The sequence below is a fragment of the Mycobacterium sp. 852013-51886_SCH5428379 genome (assembly GCF_001665575.1).
In the GTDB taxonomy this organism is placed as follows: Bacteria; Actinomycetota; Actinomycetes; order Mycobacteriales; family Mycobacteriaceae; genus Mycobacterium.
Genome location: NZ_LZSU01000011.1, coordinates 83,417 through 107,757 on the forward strand (window position 1 = coordinate 83,417; position 24,341 = coordinate 107,757).

General features: G+C 69.1%; 22 protein-coding genes and 2 tRNA genes. 8 read left to right on the plus strand and 16 right to left on the minus strand.

The features are described from left to right. Nucleotides 1–75 precede the first annotated feature (75 nt). Complete coding sequence (gene leuD, locus A5757_RS03100) at nt 76–669, minus strand: 3-isopropylmalate dehydratase small subunit (RefSeq protein WP_066828538.1); 594 nt, start codon at nt 667–669, stop codon at nt 76–78. Between the two features lie 12 nt (nt 670–681). Beyond that, nucleotides 682–2,127 (minus strand): 3-isopropylmalate dehydratase large subunit, encoded by a 1,446-nt coding sequence (leuC, locus tag A5757_RS03105; RefSeq protein ID WP_066828539.1) that lies wholly within the window; start codon nt 2,125–2,127, stop codon nt 682–684. A 76-nt stretch (nt 2,128–2,203) separates the two neighbouring features. Between leuC and A5757_RS03110 the strand changes: the two genes are divergently transcribed. Beyond that, complete coding sequence (locus A5757_RS03110) at nt 2,204–2,905, plus strand: IclR family transcriptional regulator (protein WP_066828540.1); 702 nt, start codon at nt 2,204–2,206, stop codon at nt 2,903–2,905. 69 nt (nt 2,906–2,974) lie between these two features. Here the strand turns inward: A5757_RS03110 and A5757_RS03115 are convergent. The 5 genes from A5757_RS03115 to A5757_RS03135 form a co-directional block, all read right to left on the minus strand. Continuing rightward, a tRNA-Glu gene (locus A5757_RS03115) sits at nt 2,975–3,050 on the minus strand. Between the two features lie 61 nt (nt 3,051–3,111). After that, nucleotides 3,112–3,186 (minus strand) — tRNA-Gln (locus A5757_RS03120). 124 nt (nt 3,187–3,310) lie between these two features. Then, a complete protein-coding gene (gene gltX, locus A5757_RS03125; protein ID WP_066828541.1) occupies nt 3,311–4,783 on the minus strand; it encodes a glutamate--tRNA ligase in 1,473 nt (490 codons plus the stop codon). Beyond that, the gene (locus A5757_RS03130) at nt 4,780–5,559 is read right to left on the minus strand and encodes a fumarylacetoacetate hydrolase family protein (RefSeq protein WP_066828542.1); all 780 of its coding nucleotides are present in this window, start codon (nt 5,557–5,559) and stop codon (nt 4,780–4,782) included. Before A5757_RS03130 ends, gltX begins: the two co-directional genes overlap by 4 nt. Before the next feature lie 16 nt (nt 5,560–5,575). Next, complete coding sequence (locus tag A5757_RS03135; protein WP_066828543.1) at nt 5,576–6,742, minus strand: S9 family peptidase; 1,167 nt, start codon at nt 6,740–6,742, stop codon at nt 5,576–5,578. 123 nt (nt 6,743–6,865) lie between these two features. On the opposite strand from A5757_RS03135, the gene A5757_RS03140 reads away from it, so the two are divergent. Next, entirely contained in the window at nt 6,866–8,056 is a 1,191-nt protein-coding gene (locus A5757_RS03140) for an MFS transporter (RefSeq protein ID WP_066828709.1), read from the plus strand. 124 nt (nt 8,057–8,180) lie between these two features. Further along, nucleotides 8,181–9,458 carry an amidohydrolase family protein gene (locus tag A5757_RS03145; protein WP_066828545.1) on the plus strand — a complete coding sequence of 426 codons (1,278 nt, stop codon included), beginning with the start codon at nt 8,181–8,183 and terminating at the stop codon, nt 9,456–9,458. Here A5757_RS03145 and A5757_RS03150 read toward each other — a convergent pair. The 3 genes from A5757_RS03150 to serA are packed head-to-tail and all read right to left on the minus strand — an operon-like array spanning nt 9,400 to nt 12,578. Then, complete coding sequence (locus tag A5757_RS03150) at nt 9,400–9,972, minus strand: hypothetical protein (RefSeq protein ID WP_066828547.1); 573 nt, start codon at nt 9,970–9,972, stop codon at nt 9,400–9,402. The genes A5757_RS03145 and A5757_RS03150 overlap by 59 nt on opposite strands. Then, nucleotides 9,973–10,983, minus strand: coding sequence for a 3-isopropylmalate dehydrogenase (locus tag A5757_RS03155; RefSeq protein ID WP_066828710.1), 1,011 nt, complete (start codon nt 10,981–10,983; stop codon nt 9,973–9,975). 8 nt (nt 10,984–10,991) lie between these two features. Further along, nucleotides 10,992–12,578: a phosphoglycerate dehydrogenase gene (serA, locus tag A5757_RS03160; RefSeq protein WP_066828548.1), complete on the minus strand. Its 1,587-nt coding sequence runs from the start codon at nt 12,576–12,578 to the stop codon at nt 10,992–10,994. 101 nt (nt 12,579–12,679) lie between these two features. Here serA and A5757_RS03165 point away from each other — a divergent pair, with 101 nt between their 5' ends. Continuing rightward, nucleotides 12,680–14,128 carry an NAD(P)/FAD-dependent oxidoreductase gene (locus A5757_RS03165; protein ID WP_066828550.1) on the plus strand — a complete coding sequence of 483 codons (1,449 nt, stop codon included), beginning with the start codon at nt 12,680–12,682 and terminating at the stop codon, nt 14,126–14,128. 45 nt (nt 14,129–14,173) lie between these two features. Here A5757_RS03165 and ilvC read toward each other — a convergent pair whose 3' ends face one another. The 3 genes from ilvC to A5757_RS03180 form a co-directional block, all read right to left on the minus strand. After that, entirely contained in the window at nt 14,174–15,175 is a 1,002-nt protein-coding gene (ilvC, locus tag A5757_RS03170) for a ketol-acid reductoisomerase (protein WP_197497238.1), read from the minus strand. A gap of 62 nt (nt 15,176–15,237) precedes the next feature. Then, the gene (gene ilvN, locus A5757_RS03175) at nt 15,238–15,750 is read right to left on the minus strand and encodes an acetolactate synthase small subunit (RefSeq protein ID WP_066828712.1); all 513 of its coding nucleotides are present in this window, start codon (nt 15,748–15,750) and stop codon (nt 15,238–15,240) included. 31 nt (nt 15,751–15,781) lie between these two features. Next, on the minus strand, nt 15,782–17,641 hold the full coding sequence (locus A5757_RS03180; RefSeq protein WP_066828553.1) for an acetolactate synthase large subunit: 1,860 nt from the start codon (nt 17,639–17,641) through the stop codon (nt 15,782–15,784). Nucleotides 17,642–18,026: 385 nt separating this feature from the next. Here A5757_RS03180 and A5757_RS03185 point away from each other — a divergent pair, with 385 nt between their 5' ends. Next, complete coding sequence (locus A5757_RS03185) at nt 18,027–18,368, plus strand: PH domain-containing protein (RefSeq protein ID WP_066828555.1); 342 nt, start codon at nt 18,027–18,029, stop codon at nt 18,366–18,368. A gap of 8 nt (nt 18,369–18,376) precedes the next feature. On the opposite strand, the gene A5757_RS03190 is transcribed toward A5757_RS03185, so the two are convergent. After that, nucleotides 18,377–19,210, minus strand: coding sequence for a DoxX family protein (locus A5757_RS03190; RefSeq protein WP_066828557.1), 834 nt, complete (start codon nt 19,208–19,210; stop codon nt 18,377–18,379). A 116-nt stretch (nt 19,211–19,326) separates the two neighbouring features. Here A5757_RS03190 and A5757_RS03195 point away from each other — a divergent pair, with 116 nt between their 5' ends. From A5757_RS03195 to A5757_RS03205, 3 genes are all read left to right on the plus strand, one after another. Next, a complete protein-coding gene (locus A5757_RS03195) occupies nt 19,327–20,445 on the plus strand; it encodes a sorbosone dehydrogenase family protein (protein ID WP_066828558.1) in 1,119 nt (372 codons plus the stop codon). Nucleotides 20,446–20,521: 76 nt separating this feature from the next. Beyond that, on the plus strand, nt 20,522–21,313 hold the full coding sequence (locus A5757_RS03200; RefSeq protein WP_066828560.1) for an SDR family NAD(P)-dependent oxidoreductase: 792 nt from the start codon (nt 20,522–20,524) through the stop codon (nt 21,311–21,313). Beyond that, complete coding sequence (locus A5757_RS03205) at nt 21,294–22,256, plus strand: phosphotransferase family protein (protein ID WP_066828562.1); 963 nt, start codon at nt 21,294–21,296, stop codon at nt 22,254–22,256. The genes A5757_RS03200 and A5757_RS03205 overlap by 20 nt, the downstream gene beginning before the upstream one ends. On the opposite strand, the gene A5757_RS03210 is transcribed toward A5757_RS03205, so the two are convergent. Both A5757_RS03210 and A5757_RS03215 read right to left on the minus strand, forming a co-directional pair. Next, a complete protein-coding gene (locus tag A5757_RS03210; RefSeq protein ID WP_066828564.1) occupies nt 22,253–23,548 on the minus strand; it encodes an acyl-CoA dehydrogenase family protein in 1,296 nt (431 codons plus the stop codon). The two genes, A5757_RS03205 and A5757_RS03210, sit on opposite strands and share 4 nt — an antisense overlap. Nucleotides 23,549–23,563: 15 nt before the next feature. Next, complete coding sequence (locus A5757_RS03215) at nt 23,564–24,340, minus strand: enoyl-CoA hydratase/isomerase family protein (protein ID WP_066828565.1); 777 nt, start codon at nt 24,338–24,340, stop codon at nt 23,564–23,566. Between the last annotated feature and the right edge of the window lies 1 nt (nt 24,341).

Genomic DNA, 24,341 nt, shown 5'->3' on the forward strand with positions numbered 1-24,341 from the left:
GGCCCACTTGGACTCCTGTGAACCGGCCGGGAAAGGGGTGTGGAGGCGGCGATTTCGCGGCGCCGCGGGCCGTGCTCAGGCCGGCAGAGTGCGCGGTTTCCAGCTCGGCCTGCGCTGTTCGTAGGCCTCGATCTCATCGCGTTTCCGCAGCGTAAGGCCTATATCGTCGAGCCCTTCGCGCAGCCGCCACGCCGTGTAATCGTCAATCTTGAAGGGCACCACGACCGTTCCCGCGGTGATTGTGCGATCGTCCAGACTGACAGTGATTTCCAGGCCCGGGTTCTGCTCGATCAGCTTCCACAGCAGTTCCACGTCATCCTGGGCGACTTCGGCGGCCAGCAGTCCCGACTTACCCGCGTTGCCGCGGAAAATATCGGCGAACCGGGACGAGATGACGACCCGGAATCCGTAGTCCATCAGCGCCCACACCGCATGCTCGCGGGACGATCCGGTGCCGAAGTCGGGGCCCGCCACGAGAACCGAGCCCTTGTCGAACGGCGGTTGGTTGAGGATGAACGACGGATCGTTGCGCCAGGCGGCGAACAGCCCGTCCTCGAAACCCGTTCGGGTTACGCGCTTCAGGTAGACCGCCGGGATGATCTGGTCGGTGTCCACATTGCTGCGGCGCAGGGGCACACCGATGCCGGTGTGGGTACGGAAGGCTTCCATCGCTGCTTCTCCTTAGCGCGCGGGCACGGGGGCCAGGTCGGCGGGTGAGGACAGGGTGCCGCGCACGGCGGTGGCCGCGGCCACCGCGGGCGAGACCAGGTGGGTCCGGCCGCCCTTGCCCTGGCGTCCTTCGAAATTGCGGTTCGACGTCGATGCGCAGCGCTGTCCGGGCGAGAGCTGGTCGGGGTTCATGCCCAGACACATCGAGCAGCCGGCCTGCCGCCACTCTGCGCCTGCGGCGGTGAAGATGTCGCCCAGGCCTTCACTTTCGGCCTGTTGCCGCACCCGCATCGATCCGGGCACTACGAGCATCCGCAGGCCGTCGGCGACTGATCGGCCGCGCAGGATGTCAGCGACCACCCGGAGATCCTCGATCCGGCCGTTGGTGCACGAGCCGACGAAGACCGTGTCCACGGGGATGTCCTTCATCGCCGTACCGGCCCGAAGGTCCATGTAGGTCAACGCCTTTTCGGCGGCCTGACGCTCACCCTCGTCGACCATCAACTCGGGGTCGGGCACCGCGGCGGACAGCGGCACACCCTGACCCGGATTGGTGCCCCAGGTGACGAACGGGCTCAGCGTGGCGGCGTCGAGGTAGACCTCGGAGTCGAATTCCGCACCGGGATCGGTCCGTAACTCGCGCCATGCGGCCACCGCGGCATCCCAGTCGGCACCCTGGGGCGCGTGGGGCCGGCCCCGCAGGAACTCGAACGTCGTCTCGTCGGGGGCGACCATGCCGGCGCGGGCGCCGGCCTCGATGCTCATGTTGCAGATCGTCATCCGGCCCTCCATGGACAGCGATTCGATGGCGCTGCCCCGGTATTCGATGACGAATCCCTGTCCTCCGCCGGTGCCGATCTTGGCGATCACCGCCAAAATGATGTCCTTGGCGCTGACGCCGGGAGGCAGTTCGCCGTCGACATTGACCGCCATGGTCTTGAACGGCCGGAGCGGAAGTGTCTGCGTCGCCAGGACGTGCTCGACCTCCGAGGTGCCGATGCCCATGGCGAGCGCACCGAACGCGCCGTGGGTGGACGTGTGGCTGTCACCACACACCACCGTCATTCCGGGCTGGGTCAACCCCAGCTGCGGGCCGATGATGTGCACGATGCCCTGCTCGGCATCGCCCATCGGGTGCAGCCGGATTCCGAACTCGGCGCAGTTGCGGCGCAGCGTCTCGACCTGGGTGCGCGACACCGGATCCGCGATCGGCTTGTCGATGTCCATCGTCGGCACGTTGTGGTCCTCGGTGGCGATGGTCAGGTCCGGCCGGTGCACCGGGCGTCCGGCCAGGCGGAGCCCGTCGAAGGCCTGCGGGCTGGTCACCTCGTGGACGAGGTGCAGGTCGATGTAGATCAGGTCCGGTTCGCGCGCCGCGCCCTCGCCGCCGCCGAGGGCGACGACGTGGTCGTTCCACACCTTCTCTGCCAGGGTCCGGGGTTTGGCGGGCTGTGCCATTACCTTCTCGATTCCTTCTCCGCGGCCTGCGTCGTCACACTGGCCATCTCACATTTCGGGACGTTAGTATCTCCCTGTGGGACAGGATAGCGGGATCGGCGTGCTGGACAAAGCGGTGGGCGTACTTCACACGGTGGCGGAGTCTCCGTGTGCACTCGCCGAACTGTGCGAACGCACGGGACTTCCGCGGGCGACCGCCCACCGGCTGGCCGCGGGCCTGGAGGTCCACCGGCTACTGGCCCGGGACGCGGACGGGCGCTGGCGGCTCGGGCCCGCGCTGACCGAACTGGCCGGCAAGGTCAACGATCCCCTGCTCGCCGCGGGTGCGGTGGTCCTGCCGCGGCTGCGCGAGATCACCGGTGAGAGCGTGCAGCTCTACCGCCGCGAGGGCACCACGCGGGTCTGTGTCGCGGCCCTGGAACCGCCCGCGGGACTGCGGGATACGGTTCCCGTCGGCACCCGCCTGCCGATGACGGCCGGGTCGGGCGCCAAGGTGCTGCTGGCCCACGCCGACACCGCCACCCAGCAGGCGGTGCTGCCGTCGGCGACGTTCACCGACCGCACGCTCGCGGAGGTGCGCAGGCGCGGTTGGGCGCAGAGCGCAGCCGAGCGGGAGCCCGGTGTGGCGAGCGTCTCGGCGCCCGTGCGCGACGGTACGGGCGCGGTGGTCGCCGCGATCTCGGTCTCGGGTCCGATCGACCGGATGGGTCGGCGTCCCGGCGTGCGGTGGGCGACCGATCTACTTGCCGCCGCGGATGCGCTCACCCGCCGGCTGTAGCCCCCGCCGGCGACCGGTCTCCAGATACGAGAAACGCCCGCCTCGAGGAGGCGGGCGTCGTTCGTGATCTGGTACCCCCGATGGGATTCGAACCCACGCTACCGCCGTGAGAGGGCGGCGTCCTAGGCCGCTAGACGACGGGGGCTAGAACTCAATCCGGAGAAACAGCATAGCTCAGCTGATGGCGCCGACCTAATCGCTCCGATTGGCTGGGGTACCAGGACTCGAACCTAGAATGGCGGTACCAGAAACCGCTGTGTTGCCAATTACACCATACCCCAAGGGTTGTCCATCACCGCTGGTCACGGACATTTTCGGCCCCTCCAGGCGAGGAGTTGCGTCGCCGCCTGTCGTTGTCGGGCCGACGGCAAGACTACCAAAGATTTCGGCGGCGAATTCCAGGGGTCACCCCGCGGTGCTCTGCGCCGCCGCGTACTCGCGCCCGGCCCGCAGCCGCTGCAGGCTGCGCTCCCGGCCCAGCAGTGCGAGCGACTCGAACAGGGGCGGGCTGACCGTGGCTCCGGTCGCCGCCACCCGCAGCGGTCCGAAGGCCTTGCGCGGTTTGAGTTCCAGACCGTCGAGCAGGGCGGCCTTCAGTGCGGCCTCGATGTGCTGCGTCGTCCAGTCCGCTGTGCCGTCGAGTGCGGCGACGGCGGCGTCGAGCACCGGCACCGCATCGGCTTTGAGTTCCTTGGCGGCGGACTTCTCGTCGAGGGCGAATTCGGCTTCGTCGAAGAACTTCAGCAGCCCCCACGCGTCGCTCAGCACCACGATGCGGGTCTGCACCAGTTCGGCCGCCTCCGCGAACTGTGCGTCGTCGAGCCCGGTGTCATGACCGTGCTCGACGAAGAAGGCGCGCAGCCGCGCGGTGAAGTCTTCCGGACTGAGCAGCCGGATGTGCTCGGCGTTGATCGCATCGGCCTTCTTCTGGTCGAAGCGCGCGGGATTGGAGTTGACGTCGGCGACGTCGAACGCGGCCACCATCTCGTCGATGCTGAACAGATCGTGGTCGTCGGCGATACCCCAGCCCAGCAGGGCCAGGTAGTTCAACAATCCTTCCGGGATGAAGCCGCGCTCCCGGTGCAGGAACAGGTTCGACTGCGGATCACGTTTGGACAGCTTCTTGTTGCCCTCACCCAGAACGCTTGGCAGGTGCGCGAATCGGGGCACTCCCTCAGCGACGCCGATCCGTGTCAGTGCCTCGTAGAGCGCGATCTGACGCGGCGTCGACGGGAGGATGTCCTCGCCGCGCAGCACATGGGTGATCCGCATCAGCGCGTCGTCGACCGGGTTGACCAACGTGTAGAGCGGGTCGCCGCTGGCGCGGGTGAGCGCGAAATCGGGCACCGAACCGGCCGCGAACGTGGTCTCCCCCCGCACCAGATCCGGCCAGGTGATGTCCTTGTCGGGCATGCGCAGCCGGATCACCGGACTGCGGCCCTCCGCCCGCAGCGCCGCGCGCTGCTCCTCGGTGAGGTCGCGGTCGAAATTGTCGTAGCCCAGCTTGGGGTTGCGGCCGGCGGCGAGGTGGCGCGCCTCGACCTCTTCGGGGGTGCTGAAGGCTTCGTAGGCCTCGCCCGCATCGACCAGTCGTGCCACCACGTCGCGGTAGATCTCACGTCGCTCGGACTGCCGGTAGGGCGCGTACGGCCCGCCGATGTCAGGTCCTTCGTCGTAGTCCAGGCCGAGCCAGGACAGCGCGTCGAGGATCGCGAGATAGCTCTCCTCGCTGTCGCGTTGGGCGTCGGTGTCTTCGAGCCGGAAGACGAACTGACCGCCGGTGTGCCGGGCGTAGGCCCAGTTGAACAGCGCCGTGCGGATCAGGCCGACGTGCGGGATACCGGTCGGCGAGGGGCAGAACCGGACGCGTACGGTCATGATCTTCCTTTGCGCACAACGGGATTGGTCAAAGTGCCGATGCCGTCGATGGAGATGCTGACGGTGTCGCCGTGTTCGAGCGGGCCGACGCCCTCCGGCGTTCCGGTGAGGATCAGATCCCCCGGCAGCAGGGTCATCACCGCCGAGATCCACTCCACGATCTCGCCGATGTCGTGCATCATCAACGACGTCCGGCTGCGTTGTTTGACCTCACCGTTGACCTCGGTGCGCAGTTCCAGATCGGCGGCGTCGATGTCGGTGACGATCCACGGCCCGACCGGGCAGAACGTGTCGTGGCCCTTGGCGCGCATCCACTGGCCGTCCTTCTGCTGCTGATCGCGCGCGGAGACATCGTTGGCGATCGTGTAGCCGAGGATGTTCTCGGCCGCACGCGCCGCGGGCACGTCCTTGCAGGGACGCCCGATCACCGCGGCGAGTTCCCCTTCGAAGTGCACTGGATTCGCGTCGGCAGGCAGCTGGATCGGGACGTTGGGCCCGATGATCGCCGTGTTGGGTTTGAGGAAGATGATCGGGTCCGGGAAGTGCCCACCGCCCATCTCCTCGATGTGGGCGGCGTAGTTCTTGCCCATGCAGACGACCTTGCTGGCCAGGATCGGCGCGAGCAGTCGCACGTCGGCCAGCGGCCACGATCTGCCGGTGAACGTGGGGTTGCCGAAGGGATGTTCGGCGATCTCCCGTGCCACCGCGTCGGTGGACTCTCCCTCGATACTGACGAAGGCGACCCCGTCGGGGCTGGCTATTCGACCAAGGCGCATAGCCGCCAGCCTAGTGTCAGCCGGATGCGCCCCCACCGAGCGCCGGCCGCAGGAACGGGGTGGAGTCGGGCAGCGACGCCGGCACCGTACCGCTGTGGTCTTGCTCGGGGTAGACGCGCAGCGTGACGTCCTGACCGTGGTCGCGCAGCTGGTCGGCGAGGGTCAACGACGAATTCGGCGGCACGTCCCGGTCGCGCAGGCCCACCCCGAGGAAGATCGGCCGGTCGTAGCCGTCGACCGGCACGCCCATGTAGGCCGCCAGCGCCTCGGACACCCCGGGAACGGATTGCAGCGGCGCGGAGAAGAACTGCGCAGGGGTGGCACCTTCGAGCTCGGCGCCGAGCTCGGCCAGGCACAGCGTCTCGGCCTTGGCGGCGGCCGCGAGTCCGAGGGGGCTGAGCACGCTGTTGACGTCGAGGTCGGGCCGGGCCTCGCGGAAGCCGGCCAGGATGTAGGCGGCGTAGCTGTTGGCGACGGGTCCCAGCTGCGGCGGCAGTGCCATGTCCGGTCCGGCCTGGCCGACCACGTTCTCGATCCCCGCCGGGGTACCGGTGGCGACGACTCCGCGGTAGTCCAGGCCGGTGCCCCGGGTGAACTCGTCGGCGTAGCGGGCGGTGCCCACCGCCGCGGCCCCGCCCTGGGACTGCCCGATCACCGCCCACCGCGGCGACAGCGGGACCGGCAGGTGGTGTGCGGCCACGACGGAGTCGGCGACGGACCGCGCCGCGGCGACGGTGTTGAGGTAGCTCATCAACCCGGGTGTGCCCAGCCCGGTGTAGTCGGAGGCGACGACGACGTAGCCCTCGTCGAGCCAGTGCGTCAGATAGTCGTTGTCTCTGGCGCTGCGCGGCTGCGCCGACGGCGTGCAGTCGTCCCCGAGCCCGACCGTGCCGTGCGCCCACGCCACCGTCGGCCATCCGCCGGCAGGCGCGACGCCACGGGGGACGAACACGGCCGCGGTGCTCACCGCGGGTGCGTCGTGCTGATCGCGGGTGGCGTAGAGGATGCGGTAGGCCGCGCCCGCCCCGGCGACCGACAGCTGCGGCGCCAGCGGAACGTCGCGGATCAGGGCCCCGGGCGCGGGGATCTCACCGGCATAGTCGCGTGCGTCCAGTCCCGACCAGTCCGGGGTGGCGACGGCCGACGCGGGTGCCGCCGGCGTCGTCGCGGTCAGACCGCACATCAGTAGCGCTACTGCGGCAACAGATCTCCACGTCACGCCCACACCGTACGGGTCGGGACAATCACTTCCACAATGTGAGACAGATATTCAACGATCTGGGACGGTCATGTCACCATGGAGGCCATGACCACACCGGTGATCGGTACGGTGCGCCGCTGGTCGATGTTGGTATTGGGCGTCACGGCCACGATGTGCGCCAACGTCTTCATCTACGGCGCCGCGTTCCTCATCCCCACCCTGCACAGCGAACGCGGTCTCGATCTGGCGCTGGCCGGCCTGATGTCCGCGATGCCGAGCTTCGGCATGGTGGTGACGCTCATTGCCTGGGGGTACATGGTCGACCGGTTCGGCGAGCGCCTCGTGCTGACGGTCAGCTCGGCGCTCACGGGAGCGGCCGCGTTCGCCGCCGCAGCGGTGGACTCCCTTCCCGCGGTCGGCGCGCTGCTCTTCCTTGGCGGTATGGCCGCCGCCGGAAGCAATTCGGCCAGCGGCCGACTGGTGGTCGGCTGGTTCCCACCGCAACAGCGCGGGCTGGTGATGGGTATCCGGCAGGCCTCGATACCCCTCGGAGTCGGGTTGGGCGCCTTGGTGATTCCCCGGGTCGCGGAAAGCCAGGGTGTCGCCGCGGCGCTGCTGTTCCCCGCGATCGTGTGCGCAGCAGCGGCGCTGCTGTGCCTCGTCGGCGTGCTCGATCCACCACGCCCGCCGCGCGCGGCCGCTCCGGCCGAGGATCTGGCCAACCCGTACCGCGGCGCGGCGGTGCTGTGGCGAATCCATGCCGTGTCGGTGTTGCTCGTGGTGCCCCAGGCGGTGGTGTGGACGTTCACCCTGGTGTGGCTGATGGCCGAACGCGGGTGGTCCGCGGTGTCGGCGGGCGCACTGGTGACCGTGGCCCAGGTTCTCGGCGCCGGCGGCCGGATCGGTGCGGGCTACCTGTCCGACCTGGTGGGCGACCGGTTGCGCCCCGTCCGCTGGATCGCATGTGCGGCCGCAGCGGCGCTGGCGCTGGTGGCGCTGACCGATGCGCTGGGTTCGCCGCTCAGCGTCGCGCTGATGGTGGTCGCCTCGGTGATCACGGTGTCGGACAACGGTTTGGCGTTCACCGCGATAGCGGAGATCGCCGGGCCGTTCTGGAGTGGCCGGGCGCTGGGCGCGCAGAACACCAGCCAGCACCTGGCCTCGGCGGCCTCCGCGCCGATCTTCGGCGGCCTGATCGGCGTCATCGGGTATCCCGCGGCGTTCGCAGCGCTGGCGGTACTGCCGTTGTTGGCGCTGCCGATCGTGCCCGTGCACGCCCCACCCGGACGGCACTGATTCACCCGGCTTCCGTCGCCCGTGAGCACATGGGCCGCGCAGCCGACGGGCGGAGGGTTTCGATCCGCACCTCTACACGGTGGAATCGGTTCACCAAAAGAACTGACGCGTTAGGTTGTCCGCGATGACGTCTCTACTGCTCCACCACGCCACCCTGATCGACGGAACAGGCGCCGCCCCGGTGCCCGACGCGGCCGTGCTCGTCGAGGACGGCCGAATCCGATGGGCCGGGAAGGAGTCGCAGGCGCCCGCCACCGACGCCACCCGGATCGATCTCGGTGGGAACACCGTCTGCCCGGGCTTCTTCGACGTCCACGTGCACTTCAGCCTCCCGGGCGCCGGCGCCACCCCTCTCGACCGGGCGCTGAATCCGCCGTCGTACCAGTACTTTCAGTTGATCGACCGACTGCGGGTGACGCTGCACAACGGTGTCACCACCGCTCGCGATCTGATGGGTATCGACGCCGGAGTCCGGGACGCGGTCGCCCACGGCCTCATCGACGGTCCGCGTCTGTTGGTGGCGATCAACATGATGAGCCAGACGTGCGGTCACGCCGACTTCCATCTGCCGTCCGGGATCGACCTGACGCCGATGATCGGCGGCTCTCTGGTCGACACCGTCGACGACGCGCGACGGCGTACCCGCGAACTCATCGCCGCGGGCGCCGACGTCATCAAGGTGGCCTCCAGCGGAGGGGTGTCCTCCCCCAGCGACCAACCCGAATGGCTCGGAATGCGGCGCGAACTCATCGCCGCGGTGGTGGAAGAGGCCGCGGCCTACGGCCACAAGCGGGTGGCCGCCCACGCCATCGGCTACGCCGGCATCCAGGCCGCTGTTGAGGCGGGCGTCACCAGCATCGAGCACGGCTACCAACTCGACGATGCACTGCGCCGCACCATGGTCGAGCGCGACATGTACCTCGTTCCCACCCTGCTGGAGACGATGGCGGAGGTGACGTCGTCACCGGCGGGCCGGGCCAAGAGCGCCCACTGGCACACGGTGGCGCACGAATCGATCGGCGCCTCGGTCGCGGCCGGGGTGAAGATCGCCGTCGGCACCGACGCCGGACTGAGCCCGGCCCACGGCACCAACCTCAAGGAGCTCGGTCTGCTGGTGCGCTTCGGCGGCCTCACCCCGCTGCAGGCGATCGTCGCGGGCACGCAGACGTCGGCCGAATTGTGCGGACTGGCGGAGACATTGGGCACGGTCGAAGCCGACAAGCTGGCCGACCTGGTTGTGGTGCGCGGCAACCCCCTCGACGACATCGATGCGCTCGGCGAACCCGACAACATCCTGCTCGTGCTCAAAGAGGGTAGGACGGCGATCGACCGCGGCGGGTTCTTCAGCGCCGGCTCGGCAGCACCAGCAGCGCCGCCGCCAGGAAGCACAGCGCCCCGATGAAGGTGCCGAGATTGGCCAGCAGCGCATCCTCGGTCACCCCGGAGCTGCGCACGAACGCGCCCAGAGCCGAGATCCCGAACGCCACGCAGCCGATCATGTTGACCCACTGAGCCTGCCAGTCCCGGGATGCGGGCGCGAGCGCGCCGACCGCGGCGGAAACCGCCACGATGCCGAGGACCCCGCTGACGAGGAACGCCACGGAGCCGGTGGCGTCGGGCGCCCACACCAGCCGTCGCTCCTCGGTGACCGCGTGCGCCCACACCGCGGCCCCGGTGCTCACGTTGAACAGCAGCGTCCCGGCGAATTGCGTTGCCGCGCAATACCAGTCCATCGCCGTCTGCGAGCGCGCACGGTTCAGCTGAATCCACGCCGCGCTGGTGAAGAAGAACGAGCCCGCGAAGCACAGCGCGTTGGCCGCACCTGCCCCGGCGAGATGGGCGAACCCCGGCACCGTGGCGACCGCGAACAGCGAGGAGCCGATCACGAACAGCCAGCACTGCCGTGCCAGCGTCACCTACAGCAGACCGACGATCCGGTCACCGACCGCACTCGTCGACAGGGGTTCGGCGGGTCGACTCGCCAGGTGCGCCTCGACCGCCCGGTCAACCCGCGCCGCAGCGTCGGTCTCGCCGATGTGGTTGAGCAGCAACGCCACTGACATGACAGCCGCGGTGGGATCCGCGATGCCCTGTCCGGCGATGTCGGGTGCGCTGCCGTGCACCGGCTCGAACATCGACGGGTTGGTGCGCGTCGCGTCGATGTTGCCGCTGGCGGCCAGCCCGATCCCACCGCATACTGCGGCGGCGAGGTCGGTGACGATGTCGCCGAACAGGTTGTCGGTGACGATCACGTCGAAGCGGCCCGGATCGGTGACCAGGTGGATCATCGCGGCGTCGACGTGCTGATACGCCACCTCGACGTCGGGGTACTCCGCGCCCACCTCAGCGACCACCCGGGACCACAGATTGCCCGCGAACGTCAACACATTCGTCTTGTGCACCAGCGTCAGATGCTTGCGCCGGGACTGCGCCCGGGCGAACGCATCTCGCACCACCCGCTCGACGCCGAACGCGGTGTTGACGCTGACCTCGGTGGCGACCTCGTGCGGGGTGCCGATGCGCAGGGCGCCGCCATTGCCGGTGTAGGGGCCCTCGGTGCCCTCGCGCACGACGACGAAGTCGATGCCGGACACCCCGGACAGCGGGCTCGCCACGCCCGGGTAGAGCCGGCCCGGGCGCAGGTTCACGTGGTGATCCAGCGCGAACCGCAGTTTCAGCAGCAGCCCGCGCTCGAGGACCCCGCTGGGCACCGACGGATCACCGATCGCGCCGAGCAGGATGGCGTCGTAGCCGCGGAGCTCTTCGATGGTCTGCTCGGTGAGCAGTTCACCGGTCGCGTGGTAGCGGCGGGCGCCCAGGTCGTATTCGCTGCGCTCCACGCCGGGGAGCACTGCGTCGAGGACCTTGAGTGCTTCGGCGATGACCTCGGGGCCGATGCCGTCGCCGCCGATGACAGCCAGTTTGATTGTTGATGTCATGTCAGATCGACCACTTCCAGCCGGTTGGCGCCGACGGCGTCGGCGATCGCGGTCCGAAGATCCGCGGGGACGTCGCGGTCCAGGCGCAGCAGGATCGTGGCGCTGGGCCCTTCTGCGTCCTGGCTGAGCTGTGCGGCCAGGATGTTGACGTCCGCACCGCCGAGCAGCGTGCCGATCTTGCCGAGTGCGCCCGGCTGGTCGGCGTAGTTGACGATCAGGTTCACGCCCTCGGCGCGCAGATCGAAGTTGCGGCCATTGATCTGCACGATCTTCTGAACCTGCTGGGGCCCGGACAGCGTGCCCGCGACGTTGGTCACCGACCCGTCGGCGGCCACGGCGCGCACGTCGACCACGCTGCGGTGGTTCGGGCTCTCCGAGGCGGTCGTGAGTTCCGACTGGACGCCGCGCTCGGTGGCCAGTGCCGGTGCGTTCACGAAGGTGACCTGCTGATCGGTCACCGTGGAGAACAGCCCGCGCAACGCGGAGAGTTTGAGGATCTCGACGTCCTCCGCGGCGAGCTCACCGCACACCCGCACCGACAGCGTCGTCGTGGGATCGGTGGCCAGCGCACCGGCCAGCACGCCGAGCTTGCGGACCAGGTCGAGCCAGGGGGCGACCTCCTCCCCGACGGCGCCGCCACCGACGTTGACCGCGTCGGGCACGAACTCGCCGGCCAGCGCGAGGCGGACGCTGGCGGCCACGTCGGTGCCCGCCCGGTCCTGCGCTTCCGCGGTCGACGCACCGAGGTGCGGGGTGACGACGACCTGCGGCAGCTCGAACAGCGGGCTGTCGGTGCACGGTTCGGTGGCGAAGACGTCCAGACCGGCAGCCCGGACATGACCGCTGGTGATGGCATCGGCGAGCGCCTGCTCGTCGATCAGACCGCCGCGGGCGGCGTTGACGATGATCACGCCGGGCTTCGTCTTGGCCAGGGTGTCCTTGCCGAACAGGCCGGCGGTCTCCTTGGTCTTGGGCAGGTGGACCGAGATGAAGTCGGCGCGGGCCAGCAACTCGTCGAGCGTCAGCAGCTCGATACCGAGCTGGGCGGCGCGTGCCGCGGAGACGTAGGGGTCGTAGGCCACGACGTGGGTGCCGAACGCCGCGAGGCGCTGGGCGACGAGTTGACCGATGCGGCCCAGCCCGACGACGCCGACGGTCTTACCGAAGATCTCGGTGCCGGAGAACGACGACCGCTTCCAGGTGTGCTCGCGCAGCGTGGCGTCGGCCGCGGGCACCTGTCGGGCTGCGGACAGCAGCAGCGCCACGGCGTGTTCGGCGGCGCTGTGGATGTTCGACGTCGGCGCGTTGACCACCAGCACACCGCGGGCGGTGGCGGCGTCGACGTCGACGTTGTCCAGCCCCACGCCGGCGCGCGCGACGATCTTCAGCTTGGGGGCCGCGGCCAGCACCTCGGCGTCGACCGTGGTCGCCGACCGCACCAGCAGGGCGTCGGCCTCGGGGACGGCGGCCAGCAGCTTCGGCCGGTCCGGGCCGTCGACCCACCGGACTTCCACCTGGTCACCGAGGGCGGCGACGGTGCTTTCCGCGAGCTTGTCGGCAATCAATACAACAGGGAGAGTCACGCGGTCAGCCTAATGGGCTTGAATATCGAGGTGGCGGGCAGGAGCGCAGCGACCGGGGTGATGAGGCGGCGGGCAGGAGCGGCGGGAGTCGGGGTGACGAAGTGGACGTGACCGTCGTGGGCAGTGGCCCCAACGGATTGGCCGCCGCGGTGATCTGCGCGCGGGCCGGGTTGTCGGTGCGCGTGATGGAGGCGCAGCCGACGCCCGGCGGCGGGGCGCGCAGTGCGGTGGACCCCGACTTCCCCGGCGTTCTGCACGACGTGTGCTCGGCGGTGCATCCGCTCGGGGTGGCGTCCCCGTTCTTCGCGGAGTTCGATCTGGCCGCCCGCGGTGTCTCGCTGGTCGCGCCGGAAGTGTCCTACGCCAATCCGCTGCCCGGCCGGCCGGCGGCCGTGGCCTACCGGTCGCTGGACCGCACGTGCGCCGAACTGGACGACGGCCGGTCGTGGCTCGGGCTGTTCGGCCCGCTCGTCGACCACGTCGACGGGGTGCTCGGCTTCTTCCTCGGCGACAAGCGGTCTCTGCCACCGGATCTGCCGACCACCGTGCGGACCGGCCTGCGGGTGCTCGCCCACGGCAGTGCGCTGTGGGGGTCGCTGCGCGGCGAGGACGCCCGCGCGCTGTTCACCGGCGTCGGTGCGCACGCGATCCACACCGTGCCGTCACCGGTGAACAGCGGTGCGGGGCTGATGCTCGGCACCGTCGCGCACACCGCGGGCTGGCCGGTGCCGGTGGGCGGCACCCAGACGATCACCGACGCACTGATCGCCGACCTGGTGGCGCACGGCGGAGAGCTGGTGCTCGGTGAACCGGTCACCACGCCGCCCGACGGCGTGGCGATCTACGACACTGCACCCACCGCGCTGTTGGGCGTCTACGGCGATGCGGTGCCGCCTCGGTACGCCCGGGCGCTGCGGCGCTACCGGTTCGGGCCGGGCATCTGCAAGGTCGACTTCGTGCTGAGCGGGGAGATCCCGTGGCGGGATCCGCGGGTGGCGAACGCCGCCACGGTGCACATGGGCGGCTCCCGGGCGCAGATGGCCCATGCCGAACGCGAGATCGCCTCCGGTCGGCATGCGCCGTGGCCGATGACGCTGGCGTCGCTGCCGCATCTGGCCGACCCGTCGCGCGTGGACGCGCAGGGCCGCCGCCCGCTGTGGACGTATGCGCATGTGCCGTCCGGATCGCACGCCGATCTCACCGAGACGATCACGTCGCTGTTCGAGGGCGCCGCCCCCGGCTTCCGCGATCTCGTCGTCGCCGCACGATGCGTGCCGGCCGCACAGATGTCGCTGCACAACGCCAACTACGTCGGCGGCGACATCATCGTCGGCGGGGCCACCCTGGCCGGTGCGATGATCGGCCCCACCCCGCGCCTCGACCCGTGGACCACGCCGATCCCGAAGGCCTACCTGTGTTCGTCGGCCACGCCACCCGGCACCGGGGTGCACGGGATGGCCGGCTACTACGCGGCCCGTACAGTGCTGCGCCGCGAGTTCGGCGTCAAGACGCTGCCGAACCTCGCCCCCAAAAACGCGAAGTCGGTGTAGTTGGTCGCGTCCAGCGCAACCAACTACACCGAATTCGGAAAAGAACTAAGCGGTTTCGGTGATCGGGCGATCAACCCAGCTCATCAGGTCACGCAGCTTCTTGCCGGTCACCTCGATGGGGTGCTCGGCGTTCTTCTTGCGCAGACCCTCGAGCTCCTTGTTGCCGCCCTCGACGTTGGCGACCAACTTCTTGACGAAGTCGCCGTCCTGGATGTCCTTGAGGATGGCGCGCATGCGCTCCTTGGTGTCGGCGTCGATGACCCGCGGACCCGACAGGTAGCCGCCGAACTCGGCGGTGTCGGAGACCGAGTAGTTCATCCGCGCGATGCCGCCCTCGTACATGAGGTCGACGATGAGCTTGAGCTCGTGGAGCACCTCGAAGTAGGCCAGCTCGGGCTCGTATCCGGCCTCGACCATGACCTCGAAGCCGGTCTTGACCAGTTCCTCGGTGCCGCCGCACAGCACGGCCTGCTCACCGAACAGGTCGGTCTCGGTCTCGTCCTTGAACGTGGTCTTGATGACGCCGGCGCGGGTGCCGCCGATGCCCTTGGCGTAGGACAGCGCGAGCGCCTGGCCCTCACCGGTCGGATCCTGGTCGATCGCGATCAGGCAGGGCACGCCCTTGCCGTCGACGAACTGGCGGCGCACCAGGTGGCCGGGGCCCTTGGGGGCGACCATGCCGATGGTGACGTTGGCCGGCGGCTTGATCAGGCTGAAGTGGATGTTCAGGCCGTGGCCGAAGAACAGCGCGTCGCCGTCGTTGAGGTTCGGCTCGATGTCGTTCTTGAAGATCTCGGCCTGGGCGGTGTCGGGCGCGAGCAGCATGATGACGTCGGCCCACTTGGCCACCTCGGCGGGGGTGTCGACCTCGAGGCCCTGCTCGGTGACCTTCTCGCGGGACTTCGAACCCTCCTTGAGGCCGACCTTCACCTGCACGCCGGAGTCGCGCAGGCTCAGCGAGTGCGCATGCCCCTGGCTGCCGTAGCCGATGACCCCGACCTTGCGGCCCTGGATGATCGCCAGATCGGCGTCGTCGTCGTAGAACATCTCAACTGCCATACCTGAATCTTCTTCCTTGTCTGCTTGTCTATATCTGGGTGATGGACGGCTTACTTGGCCGCGCCGATGCCCCGGGGGCCTCGGGACAGCGACACCACGCCGGACTGCACGATCTCACGGATGCCGTACGGCTCGAGCACCCGGAGCAGCGCATCGAGCTTCTCCTGCGTACCGGTGGCCTCGACGGTCAGCGATTCGGTCGACACGTCGACCACTTTCGCGCGGAACAGGTTCACCGCTTCGATGACCTGACCTCGGGTGGTGGCGTCCGCGCGCACCTTGATCAGGGCGAGTTCGCGCGAGACCGCGTTGCCCTCGTCCTGCTCGACGATCTTGATCACGTTGATCAGCTTGTTGAGCTGCTTGGTGATCTGCTCCAGCGGAGCCTCGTCGGCACTGACGACGATCGTCATGCGTGACATGTCCTTCTGCTCCGTCGCGCCGACGGCCAGGGACTGGATGTTGAAGCCGCGCCGGGAGAACAGCGCAGCGACCCTGGCGAGGACGCCGGGCTTGTCCTCGACGAGCACCGACAGGGTGTGGGTGCGGACGTTTCCGGCCATCAGAATTCTCTCTTCTTCGCGCAAGCGCTCATCAGGCATGCCCCTCTTCGTTCTCGTCGAACAGCGGCCGGATGTCGCGCGCGGCCATGATCTCGTCGTTGCTGGTGCCTGCGGCGACCATCGGCCACACCTGCGCATCGGCGCCCACGGTGAAATCGATGACCACGGGACGGTCGTTGATCGCCTGTGCCTGCTTGATCACGTCGACGACGTCTTCTTCTCGCTCGCAACGCAATCCGACACAGCCCAGCGCCTCGGCCAGCTTCACGAAGTCGGGGATGCGGTGCGAGTGGGTGGACAGGTTCGTCTGGCTGTAGCGCTCCTCGTAGAACAGCGTCTGCCACTGCCGGACCATGCCCAGGTTGCCGTTGTTGATCAGCGCCACCTTGATCGGGATGCCCTCGATCGCGCAGGTCGCCAGCTCCTGGTTGGTCATCTGGAAGCAGCCGTCACCGTCGATCGCCCACACCTCGGCGTCCGGGCGGCCCATCTTGGCGCCCATCGCCCCGGGCACGGCGTACCCCATGGTGCCCAGCCCGCCTGAGTTCAGCCACGTCTTGGGCTTCTCGTAGGAGATGAACTGCGCCGCCCACATCTGATGCTGTCCGACGCCGGCGACGTAGATCGCGTCCGGACCGGCCAGCTTGCCCAGCTGCTCGATGACGTACTCGGGCGAGAGGCTGCCGTCGCTCTGCGGGCCGTAGCTCAGCGGGTAGGTCGACTGCACTCCACGCAGATACGACCACCAGCTGTCGAGCGCCAGGCTCACGTTGTCGCGGCGCAGCGCCTCGATCAGCTCGACGATCACGGCCTTGACATCACCCACGATCGGGACGTCGGCGTGGCGGTTCTTGCCGATCTCGGCGGGGTCGATGTCGGCGTGGATCACCTTGGCGTCCGGGGCGAACGAGTCGAGCTGACCGGTCACCCGGTCGTCGAAGCGGGTGCCCAGCGCGATCAGCAGATCGCTCTTCTGCAGGGCCGCCACCGCGGAGACCGTCCCGTGCATCCCCGGCATGCCCATGTTCTGCGGGTGGCTGTCGGGGAACGCGCCGCGGGCCATCAGGGTGGTCACCACGGGGATGCCGGTCAGTTCGGCCAGCTCGAACAGCTCGTCGCTGGCCTCGCCCCGGATGATGCCGCCGCCGACGTAGAGCACCGGCTTGCGCGCTGCGGCGATCAGTTTGGCCGCCTCGCGGATCTGCCGGTTGTGCGGTTTGGTGTTCGGCTTGTACCCGGGCAGGTCGATCTGCGGCGGCCAGCTGAAGGTGCACTGTCCCTGCAGGATGTCCTTGGGGATGTCGACGAGCACGGCACCGGGCCGTCCGGTCTTGGCGATGTGGAACGCCTCGGCCAGCGCGCGTGCGATGTCGTCGCCGTTGCGGACCAGGAAGTTGTGCTTGGTGATCGGCATGGTGATGCCGGAGATGTCGGCTTCCTGGAAGGCGTCGGTGCCGATCAGGCCGCGGCCGACCTGTCCGGTGATCGCCACGACGGGGATCGAGTCCATCTGCGCATCGGCCAACGGGGTCACCAGGTTGGTCGCGCCGGGACCCGAGGTGGCCATCATGACGCCGACCTTGCCGGTGGCGTGCGCGTAGCCGCTGGCGGCGTGACCGGCGCCCTGCTCGTGACGCACCAGCACGTGGCGCAGCTTCTGGGAATCGAAGAGCGGGTCGTAGACCGGCAGCACCGCACCGCCGGGGATGCCGAAGATGGTGTCGACGTCGAGTTCCTCGAGCGATCGGATCACCGCCTGGGCGCCCGTCATCTGTTCGGGGGCCAGCGTGCGGGGCCGTACCGTCTTGGGGCTGGTCGACTGGACGGCCGACACGGCCTGCTCGGTGTCGGGCGGTGTGGCGTGCGGTGTTCGCGTGGTCGGTGCGCTCACGGTGTCCTCTTGTCGGTTCTTCTCTGTGGTTTGACGCGTTCTCGGGCAAGAAAAAACCCCCGACAGCGGGCCGCTGTTCGAGGGTGGCGCGTCGATGCTGGTTGCTATGCCCGGCAGGGGGCCAGCGCGGCATCAACGCGCCAACCGATTACTACTACCGATGTCGGCGCCGGAGCGCCTCCGTCGAGCATCCCCAGCGACTGCATAGCACTCGACGGTAGCCTCCGCACAGCTCAAAGGTCAAATTGCGGCCCTGCCCGCCCGCGGTGCCAGAATCGGAGAGGTGAGCTCTTCTTCCTCATCCGCATCAAGGCCCGCATCAGGGCCCGTATCGAGGCCCGCCGGCTCCGCATCCCCGGCCCCGACCGTCATCCGGATCTCGCCGATGGCGCACGTGGCCGTCGGGTTCTTCACACTCGGTCTGATGTCGCTGGTGCTGGCCAATCCGCGGGTGTTCACCGTGCTGCTGGTGCTCCCGGTGCTCGCGTCGGCGCTGATCATGCGACTGCGCACCGTCGCCGACGCCGACGGCGTCACCGCCCGCAGGCTGCTGGGCCGCCGCAGGCTGGCCTGGGAGGACATCGAAGGGCTGCGCTTCGACCGGGGTTCCTGGGCGAAGGCGACCCTCGCCGACGGCACCGACGTGACGCTGCCCGCGGTCACCTTCGGCACGCTGCCCCAACTCACCGCCGCCAGCGCGGGCCGGGTGCCCAACCCGTACCGCTGAACCCAGGGTCAGGCCAGCGGGTTGGCCCCGTTGAGCAGCACCCAGACACCGACACCCAGACCGATGCCGAGCAGTAGCGCGACGACCGAGCCCACGAATGGCCTGCGGGCCCAGCCTCTGCCGGCGTCGAAGCCGTAGCGGCCCGGCCCGGTCAGGATGATCGCCACGGTCACCACGATGAGCGTCACCTGGAACTCACGACCGCCCGGCAGGAAGAACGCGAACCCGTTGCCCTCCGCGCTCATGGTCGCGAGCAATTCGTTGATCAGATACGCCAGCGCGACGGCCGCGGCGGCCGGGGTGAACAAGCCCAGGAGCAGCAAGAGCCCGGCGCCGATCTGGCCGAAGGCAGCGACGTAGGTGACGAGGCCCGCGTACTGGTAGCCGGCCTCGGTAAGGGTGTCCTGCAGGTTCGTCAGCCCGCTGCCACCCCACAGGCCGAACGCCTGACGCAAGCCGTGCGCGATCAGCAGGATGCCCAGTCCGACGCGCAGCAGCATCAGGCCCAGATCCTGGGTGCCGCGCCGACCCGCGGCCTTGAGGCGATCCTCGGCGAACGGGTCGTATCCGACCTCGGCCGGATCTGCGCCGTAATGACCCATCGGGTGGCCGTTCCCGGGCTGCACGTACGGCAGCGGTTCGGGATCGTTCAGCAGGGGGTAGACCGGTTGCGCCGGAGCGCCCTTGTTCGCATCCCAGCGCGGGATCGCCGTGGTCTCGAAGTCGCCGCCGTAGCTCGCCGACGGCAGATCGTCCTCCGGGTCGACCAGGCTCGCCGTCGAAGGCCGGGCCGGATCGTCGGGCCGTTGCCAGGCGCGCGCGTCCTGGGATTGACTGGTCACGCCTGACAGGGTAAGTGCAGATCATCGTGGAACCGCGCATTTGCCACGGCGCTTCGGTCACGGTCTGGTAGAGGAGCCGTGGCGCGGGGCGCAGCACGATCCGTAACCTTGCCACCATGACAATGCGCCGGCCGCTGACGGGACTGGCAGCTCTGCTGTGCGCGACGACGCTGCTCGGCTCGGGGTGCGCCCGCTTCGACAACGCTCAGTCGCAGCCGTTCACCACCGAGCCCGAGATGGCGCCCGGCCAGACGTCGACCCCGCCGCCCCCGCCGCCGCTGCCGGCCAAACCGTTCCCGAAGGAATGCCCCGCCCAAGGGGTGATGCAGGGCTGCCTGGAGAGCACCAGCGGACTGATCATGCTGCCCGACAGCCAGTCGGCGCTGGTCGCCGAGCGCACGACGGGTGCGGTCAAAGAGGTGTCGGTCCGCGCGGAGCCGAAGGTCAGGACGACCATCCCGGTGGATCCGTCCGGCGACGGCGGACTGATGGACATCGTGCTGTCCCCCACCTATTCGCAGGACCGGCTGATGTACGCCTACGTCAGCACCCCGACCGACAACCGGGTGGTCCGCATCGCCGACGGCGATGTGCCCAAACCGATCCTGACCGGCATCCCGAAGGGCGCGACGGGTAACACCGGGTCGTTGATCTTCACCAGCCCGACAACGCTGCTGGTGCAGACCGGCGACGCGGGCAACCCCGCCCAGGCCGCGGATCCGGCTTCGCAGGCCGGCAAAGTGCTGCGCATCGAGCAGCCGACGACGGTCAACCAGGCGCCGACGACGACCGCGCTGAGCGGGATGGGCGCAGGCGGCGCGATGTGCATCGACCCCGCCGACGGCGCGCTCTACATCACCGACCGCACCCCGACCGGTGACCGGCTGCAGCGGATGACGAAGGACTCGCAGGTGTCGACCGTCTGGACCTGGCCGGACCGGCCCGGCGTGGCGGGCTGTGCGGCCCTCGACGGCACGGTTCTGGTCAACCTCGTGAACACCAAGCAGACCGTCGCGGTGCGACTGGCGCCCGATACGGGGGCGGTCACCGGCGAGCCCGAGGTGATCCGCCAGGACACCCGTGGTCACGCCTGGGCGTTGCAACTGTCGGCGGACGGCAACGTCTGGGGCGCCACGGTGAACAAGACCGCTGGTGACGCCGAGCGCACCGACGACGTCGTGTTCCCGCTGTTCCCCGAGGGCGGGTTCCCGCGCAGCAGCGCCGACAACACCTAACTCCGCCGCGCCACCGACCCGACGCGATAACGTCGTTCTCGTCGTTGGATAACGCGTTCTCAATCAAGGAGGCGGCGTGGCGGATCGGTGTGCGGGCCGGGTGGCATTGGTGACCGGGAGCAGTCGCGGTCTGGGTGCCGCCATCGCAGCACGGTTGGCCGCCGAGGGCGCGGCGGTGGTACTCACCGCGCGCACCATGGAGCCCGATCCGAAATATCAGGGCTCGCTACGGGAGACACTCGACACGATTCGCGCCTCGGGTGGCACCGCGATCGCCGTGCCCGCGGACCTGTCGCAGCCCGAGGAGCGCGAGCAGTTGTTTGCGGAGACCGTCGACGCCCTCGGGCCCCCGGACATCCTGGTCAACAACGCGGCCGTCACCTTTCTGCGGCCGCTCGTCGGTTTCCCCGAGAAGCGCGCCCGGCTGATGCTGGAGATGCATCTGATGGCGCCACTGCACCTGTGCCAGTTGGCCATTCCCGCGATGCGGGAACGCGGCAGGGGCTGGATCCTCAACATCACCTCGGTCGGCGGCGACCTCCCGGCCGGCCCGCCGTTCTCCGAATTCGACCGCACGGCCGGGTTCGGCGTGTACGGGACGGCGAAGGCCGCGCTGAACCGGCTGACGAAAAGCCTTGCGGCCGAACTGTACGACGACGGGATCGCCGTCAACGCGGCGGCGCCGACCAATCCGGTCGCCACCCCCGGGGCAGGCACCCTGGATCTGGCCAAGACCGACACCGAGGACATCAGCCTGATCACCGAGACGGCGCTGCGGCTGTGCACCGGCGACCCCGCCACGCTGACCGGCCGGATCGCCCACACCCAGTCGTTCCTGCAGGAGTTCGATGACCGAGCTCGCTCTTGAGGATCTGGCCGCCCGGCTGGCCCGCGCCGGGGTGCTCGACGTGCGTCCGCTGCGCGGAGGCGCGTCGAGCCTGACCTACGCGGGTGTGCGCGACGGTGCGCCGGTCGTCGTCAAGGTGGCCCCACCGGGAGTGGCGCCCACCGGACACCGCGACGTGCTGCGCCAGGCCCGCATCCTGCGCGCACTGGAGTCGACGCCGGTGCCGGTTCCCGTGGTGCTCGACGAGGACGCCGGTGCCCCACCGGCTGTCCCGCCGCTGTTCGTGATGTCGCTCCTGCCGGGCGATTCGGTGGAGCCGCTGTTCGACGCCGCCGACGACATCCCGGAAGATATCCCGGACGCTGTTGTCGCACAACGCTTCCGCCATGCCGCGACGACGATGGCCGTTTTGCACGAGGTGGCACCGGAGTCGGCGGGCCTGGCCGGCGAACCAGTGGTCGGTCCGGCCGACGAGATCGCGCGCTGGGAGCGCACGCTGTCGACGGTGGACCCGGCCCTCGCGCCGGGATGGGACCAGGTGGCCGCAGCGCTGCGGGCGAGTCTGCCCGATGCGGCCCCGCCGGCGATCGTGCACGGGGACTTCCGACTGGGCAATCTGCTCGCCGACGGCGCGGCGGTCACTGCGGTGATCGACTGGGAGATCTGGTCGGTCGGTGATCCGCGCGTCGACGTCGGCTGGTTCCTGATCAACAGCGACCCGCTGACCTACCGCCGGCCGACGGCATATGTCGACGTCGTACCGACGCGTGCCGAGCTACTGGCCTGCTACGGCGACATCCGGGACGTGGACTGGTTCGCCGCGCTCGCCTGCTTCAAGTCGTGCGCGACATGGGCCCTGATCGTCAAGCACAACCGTCGTCGCGCGACGCCCGACGCCGACCTGGATGCGATGGCCGGGGCCCTCCCCCACCTGCTGGACCGAGCGCGAAACCTGTTGGCCTAGCGTGGAATTCCGGCGAGCTGGTCGGCGAACTTCGCCTCGGCGGCCGCGCGGAGCCGCAGCAGATGCTCGGATGGGAACACATCGGGCGCCGGCTGCCGGTCCTTGAGCAGCAGCCGTGCCAGCGTGACCTTGTGCACCTCGGTGGGGCCGTCCGCCAGCCCCAGCACGAACGACTCGGTCAGATACTGCACGAACGGCATCTCGTGGCTGGTGCCCAGCGAACCGTGGATCTGCAGGGCCCGCGCCGAGACGTCGTGCAGCACCTTCTGCATCATCGCCTTCACCGCCGAGATGTCCGCGCGGACGGCTTTGTAGTCGTTGTACTGGTCGATCTTCCATGCCGTCTGCAGGGTCAGCAGACGGAACGCCTCGATCTCCATCCAGGAATCGGCGACCATCTCCTGAACCATCTGTTTGTCGGCGAGCACGCTGCCCTGGGTGTAGCGCGACACCGCCCGCTCACAGATCATGTCGAAGATGCGCCGCACCAGGCCGACCGTGCGCATCGCGTGGTGGATCCGTCCGCCGCCGAGGCGGGTCTGCGCCACCACGAACGCCCCGCCGCGCGGTCCGAGCATGTGGTCGGCGGGCACCCGCACGTCCTCGTAGCGCACGTAACCCTCACGGCCACCGCCGCCGAGCGGTTGGTAGCCCAGCCCGACGTCACGCAGCACGTTCACGCCGGGGGTGCCGCCGGGGACCACGAACATCGAATACCGTTCGTACGGTGCGGCATCTGGATCGGTCATCGCCATCACGATGATGAACGACGCCTTGGACGCGAACGACGAATACCACTTCTCGCCGTTGATGATCCAGTGCTCACCGTCCTGCACGGCGGTGGTCTCGAACACCTTGGGATCGGCGCCGCCCTGCGGTTCGGTCATCGAGAAGCACGAGATGATCCGGTTGGCGAGCAGCGGTTCCAGGTAGCGCGCCTTGAGTTCCGGCGTGCCGTAATGGGCGAGTATCTCGCTGTTCCCGGAATCCGGTGCCTGCGAACCGAAGACGATCGGCGCGCACTCCGAACGCCCCAGGATCTCGTTGAGCAGCGCGAGTTTGACCTGTCCGAACCCCGGTCCGCCGAGATGCGGGCCGAGGTGGGTGGCCCACAGTCCGCGCTCCTTGACGATCTGCTGCAGCGGCGGGATCAGCGCCTGACGCACCGGATCGTCGAGGTCGTGCGATTCCTCGACGATGTAGTCGATCGGTTCGCACTCCTCGCGGACGAAGTCCCGCACCCACTCGAGTTGGCGCTCCCACTCCGGATCGGTCGAGAAATCCCAAGACATCGGCGTGCTCCTCTTCTAGCGTCCGGACCACTTCACGCGCCGATCGGCGGCGTCGTCGGTGGCGTGGGTCAGAACCTGGTTGCGGTTCTCCAACTCGAGCGCGGCGTCGAGGTGAGTTGCGTCGGTGTTGACCTGCAGCGCGCGTTTGGTCAGCTCGACACCCAGGGGTGCGTGTCCGGCGATCAGCGCGGCCAGTTCGACGGCCCGGGCGGACAGCTCGTCGGGGTCGGTGACCTGGCTGACCAGACCGCGGCGATCGGCCTCGTCGGCGGTCACGGTCCGACCGGTAAGCATCCAGTCCGCGGCAACGCTGGTGCCGACGATGCGGGGCAGGTGGTAGCTCATCCCCATCTCCGCACCGGACAGGCCGAGGAGGATCGCGGCGTTGCCGAATTTCGCTGCAGTCGAGCAGATCCGAACATCCGAGGCGAGGGCGAGAGCGAAGCCCGCGCCGACGCATGCCCCGTTGACCGCGGCGATCACCGGTTGCGGTGTTTGGCGGACCGCCCGCGGTAGCGCGGCCATCGACTCCTGGAACCGCATCCGGTCGATCGCGGGTGCAGCCGCGTCCAGCATGCCCGGACCGAAGTCACGCACGTCGATGCCGGAGCAGAACCCGCGGCCGGCCCCGGTGAGCACAATGGCGCGTACGGCGCGATCGGTCGCCAGGGCGGTGAACGTGCTCAGCAGTTCGTCGCGCATCACCTCGTTGACGGCGTTCAGCCGGTCGGGCCGGTTCAGGCGGACGACGGCGACGCCCTCGGCCGGGGTGTCGAGATCGATTGTCTCCATG

Bases quoted from the DNA above. Each gene is read 5' to 3' on its own strand.
- leuD (WP_066828538.1), bottom strand. From the start codon at position 669: ATGGAAGCCTTCCGTACCCACACCGGCATCGGTGTGCCCCTGCGCCGC.
- leuC (WP_066828539.1), bottom strand. From the start codon at position 2,127: ATGGCACAGCCCGCCAAACCCCGGACCCTGGCAGAGAAGGTGTGGAAC.
- gltX (WP_066828541.1), bottom strand. From the start codon at position 4,783: ATGACCGTACGCGTCCGGTTCTGCCCCTCGCCGACCGGTATCCCGCAC.
- A5757_RS03130 (WP_066828542.1), bottom strand. From the start codon at position 5,559: ATGCGCCTTGGTCGAATAGCCAGCCCCGACGGGGTCGCCTTCGTCAGT.
- A5757_RS03135 (WP_066828543.1), bottom strand. From the start codon at position 6,742: ATGTGCGGTCTGACCGCGACGACGCCGGCGGCACCCGCGTCGGCCGTC.
- A5757_RS03140 (WP_066828709.1), top strand. From the start codon at position 6,866: ATGACCACACCGGTGATCGGTACGGTGCGCCGCTGGTCGATGTTGGTA.
- A5757_RS03145 (WP_066828545.1), top strand. From the start codon at position 8,181: ATGACGTCTCTACTGCTCCACCACGCCACCCTGATCGACGGAACAGGC.
- ilvC (WP_197497238.1), bottom strand. From the start codon at position 15,175: ATGTTCTACGACGACGACGCCGATCTGGCGATCATCCAGGGCCGCAAG.
- ilvN (WP_066828712.1), bottom strand. From the start codon at position 15,750: ATGGCCGGAAACGTCCGCACCCACACCCTGTCGGTGCTCGTCGAGGAC.
- A5757_RS03185 (WP_066828555.1), top strand. From the start codon at position 18,027: ATGGCGCACGTGGCCGTCGGGTTCTTCACACTCGGTCTGATGTCGCTG.
- A5757_RS03195 (WP_066828558.1), top strand. From the start codon at position 19,327: ATGACAATGCGCCGGCCGCTGACGGGACTGGCAGCTCTGCTGTGCGCG.
- A5757_RS03205 (WP_066828562.1), top strand. From the start codon at position 21,294: ATGACCGAGCTCGCTCTTGAGGATCTGGCCGCCCGGCTGGCCCGCGCC.
- A5757_RS03210 (WP_066828564.1), bottom strand. From the start codon at position 23,548: ATGTCTTGGGATTTCTCGACCGATCCGGAGTGGGAGCGCCAACTCGAG.
- A5757_RS03215 (WP_066828565.1), bottom strand. From the start codon at position 24,340: ATGGAGACAATCGATCTCGACACCCCGGCCGAGGGCGTCGCCGTCGTC.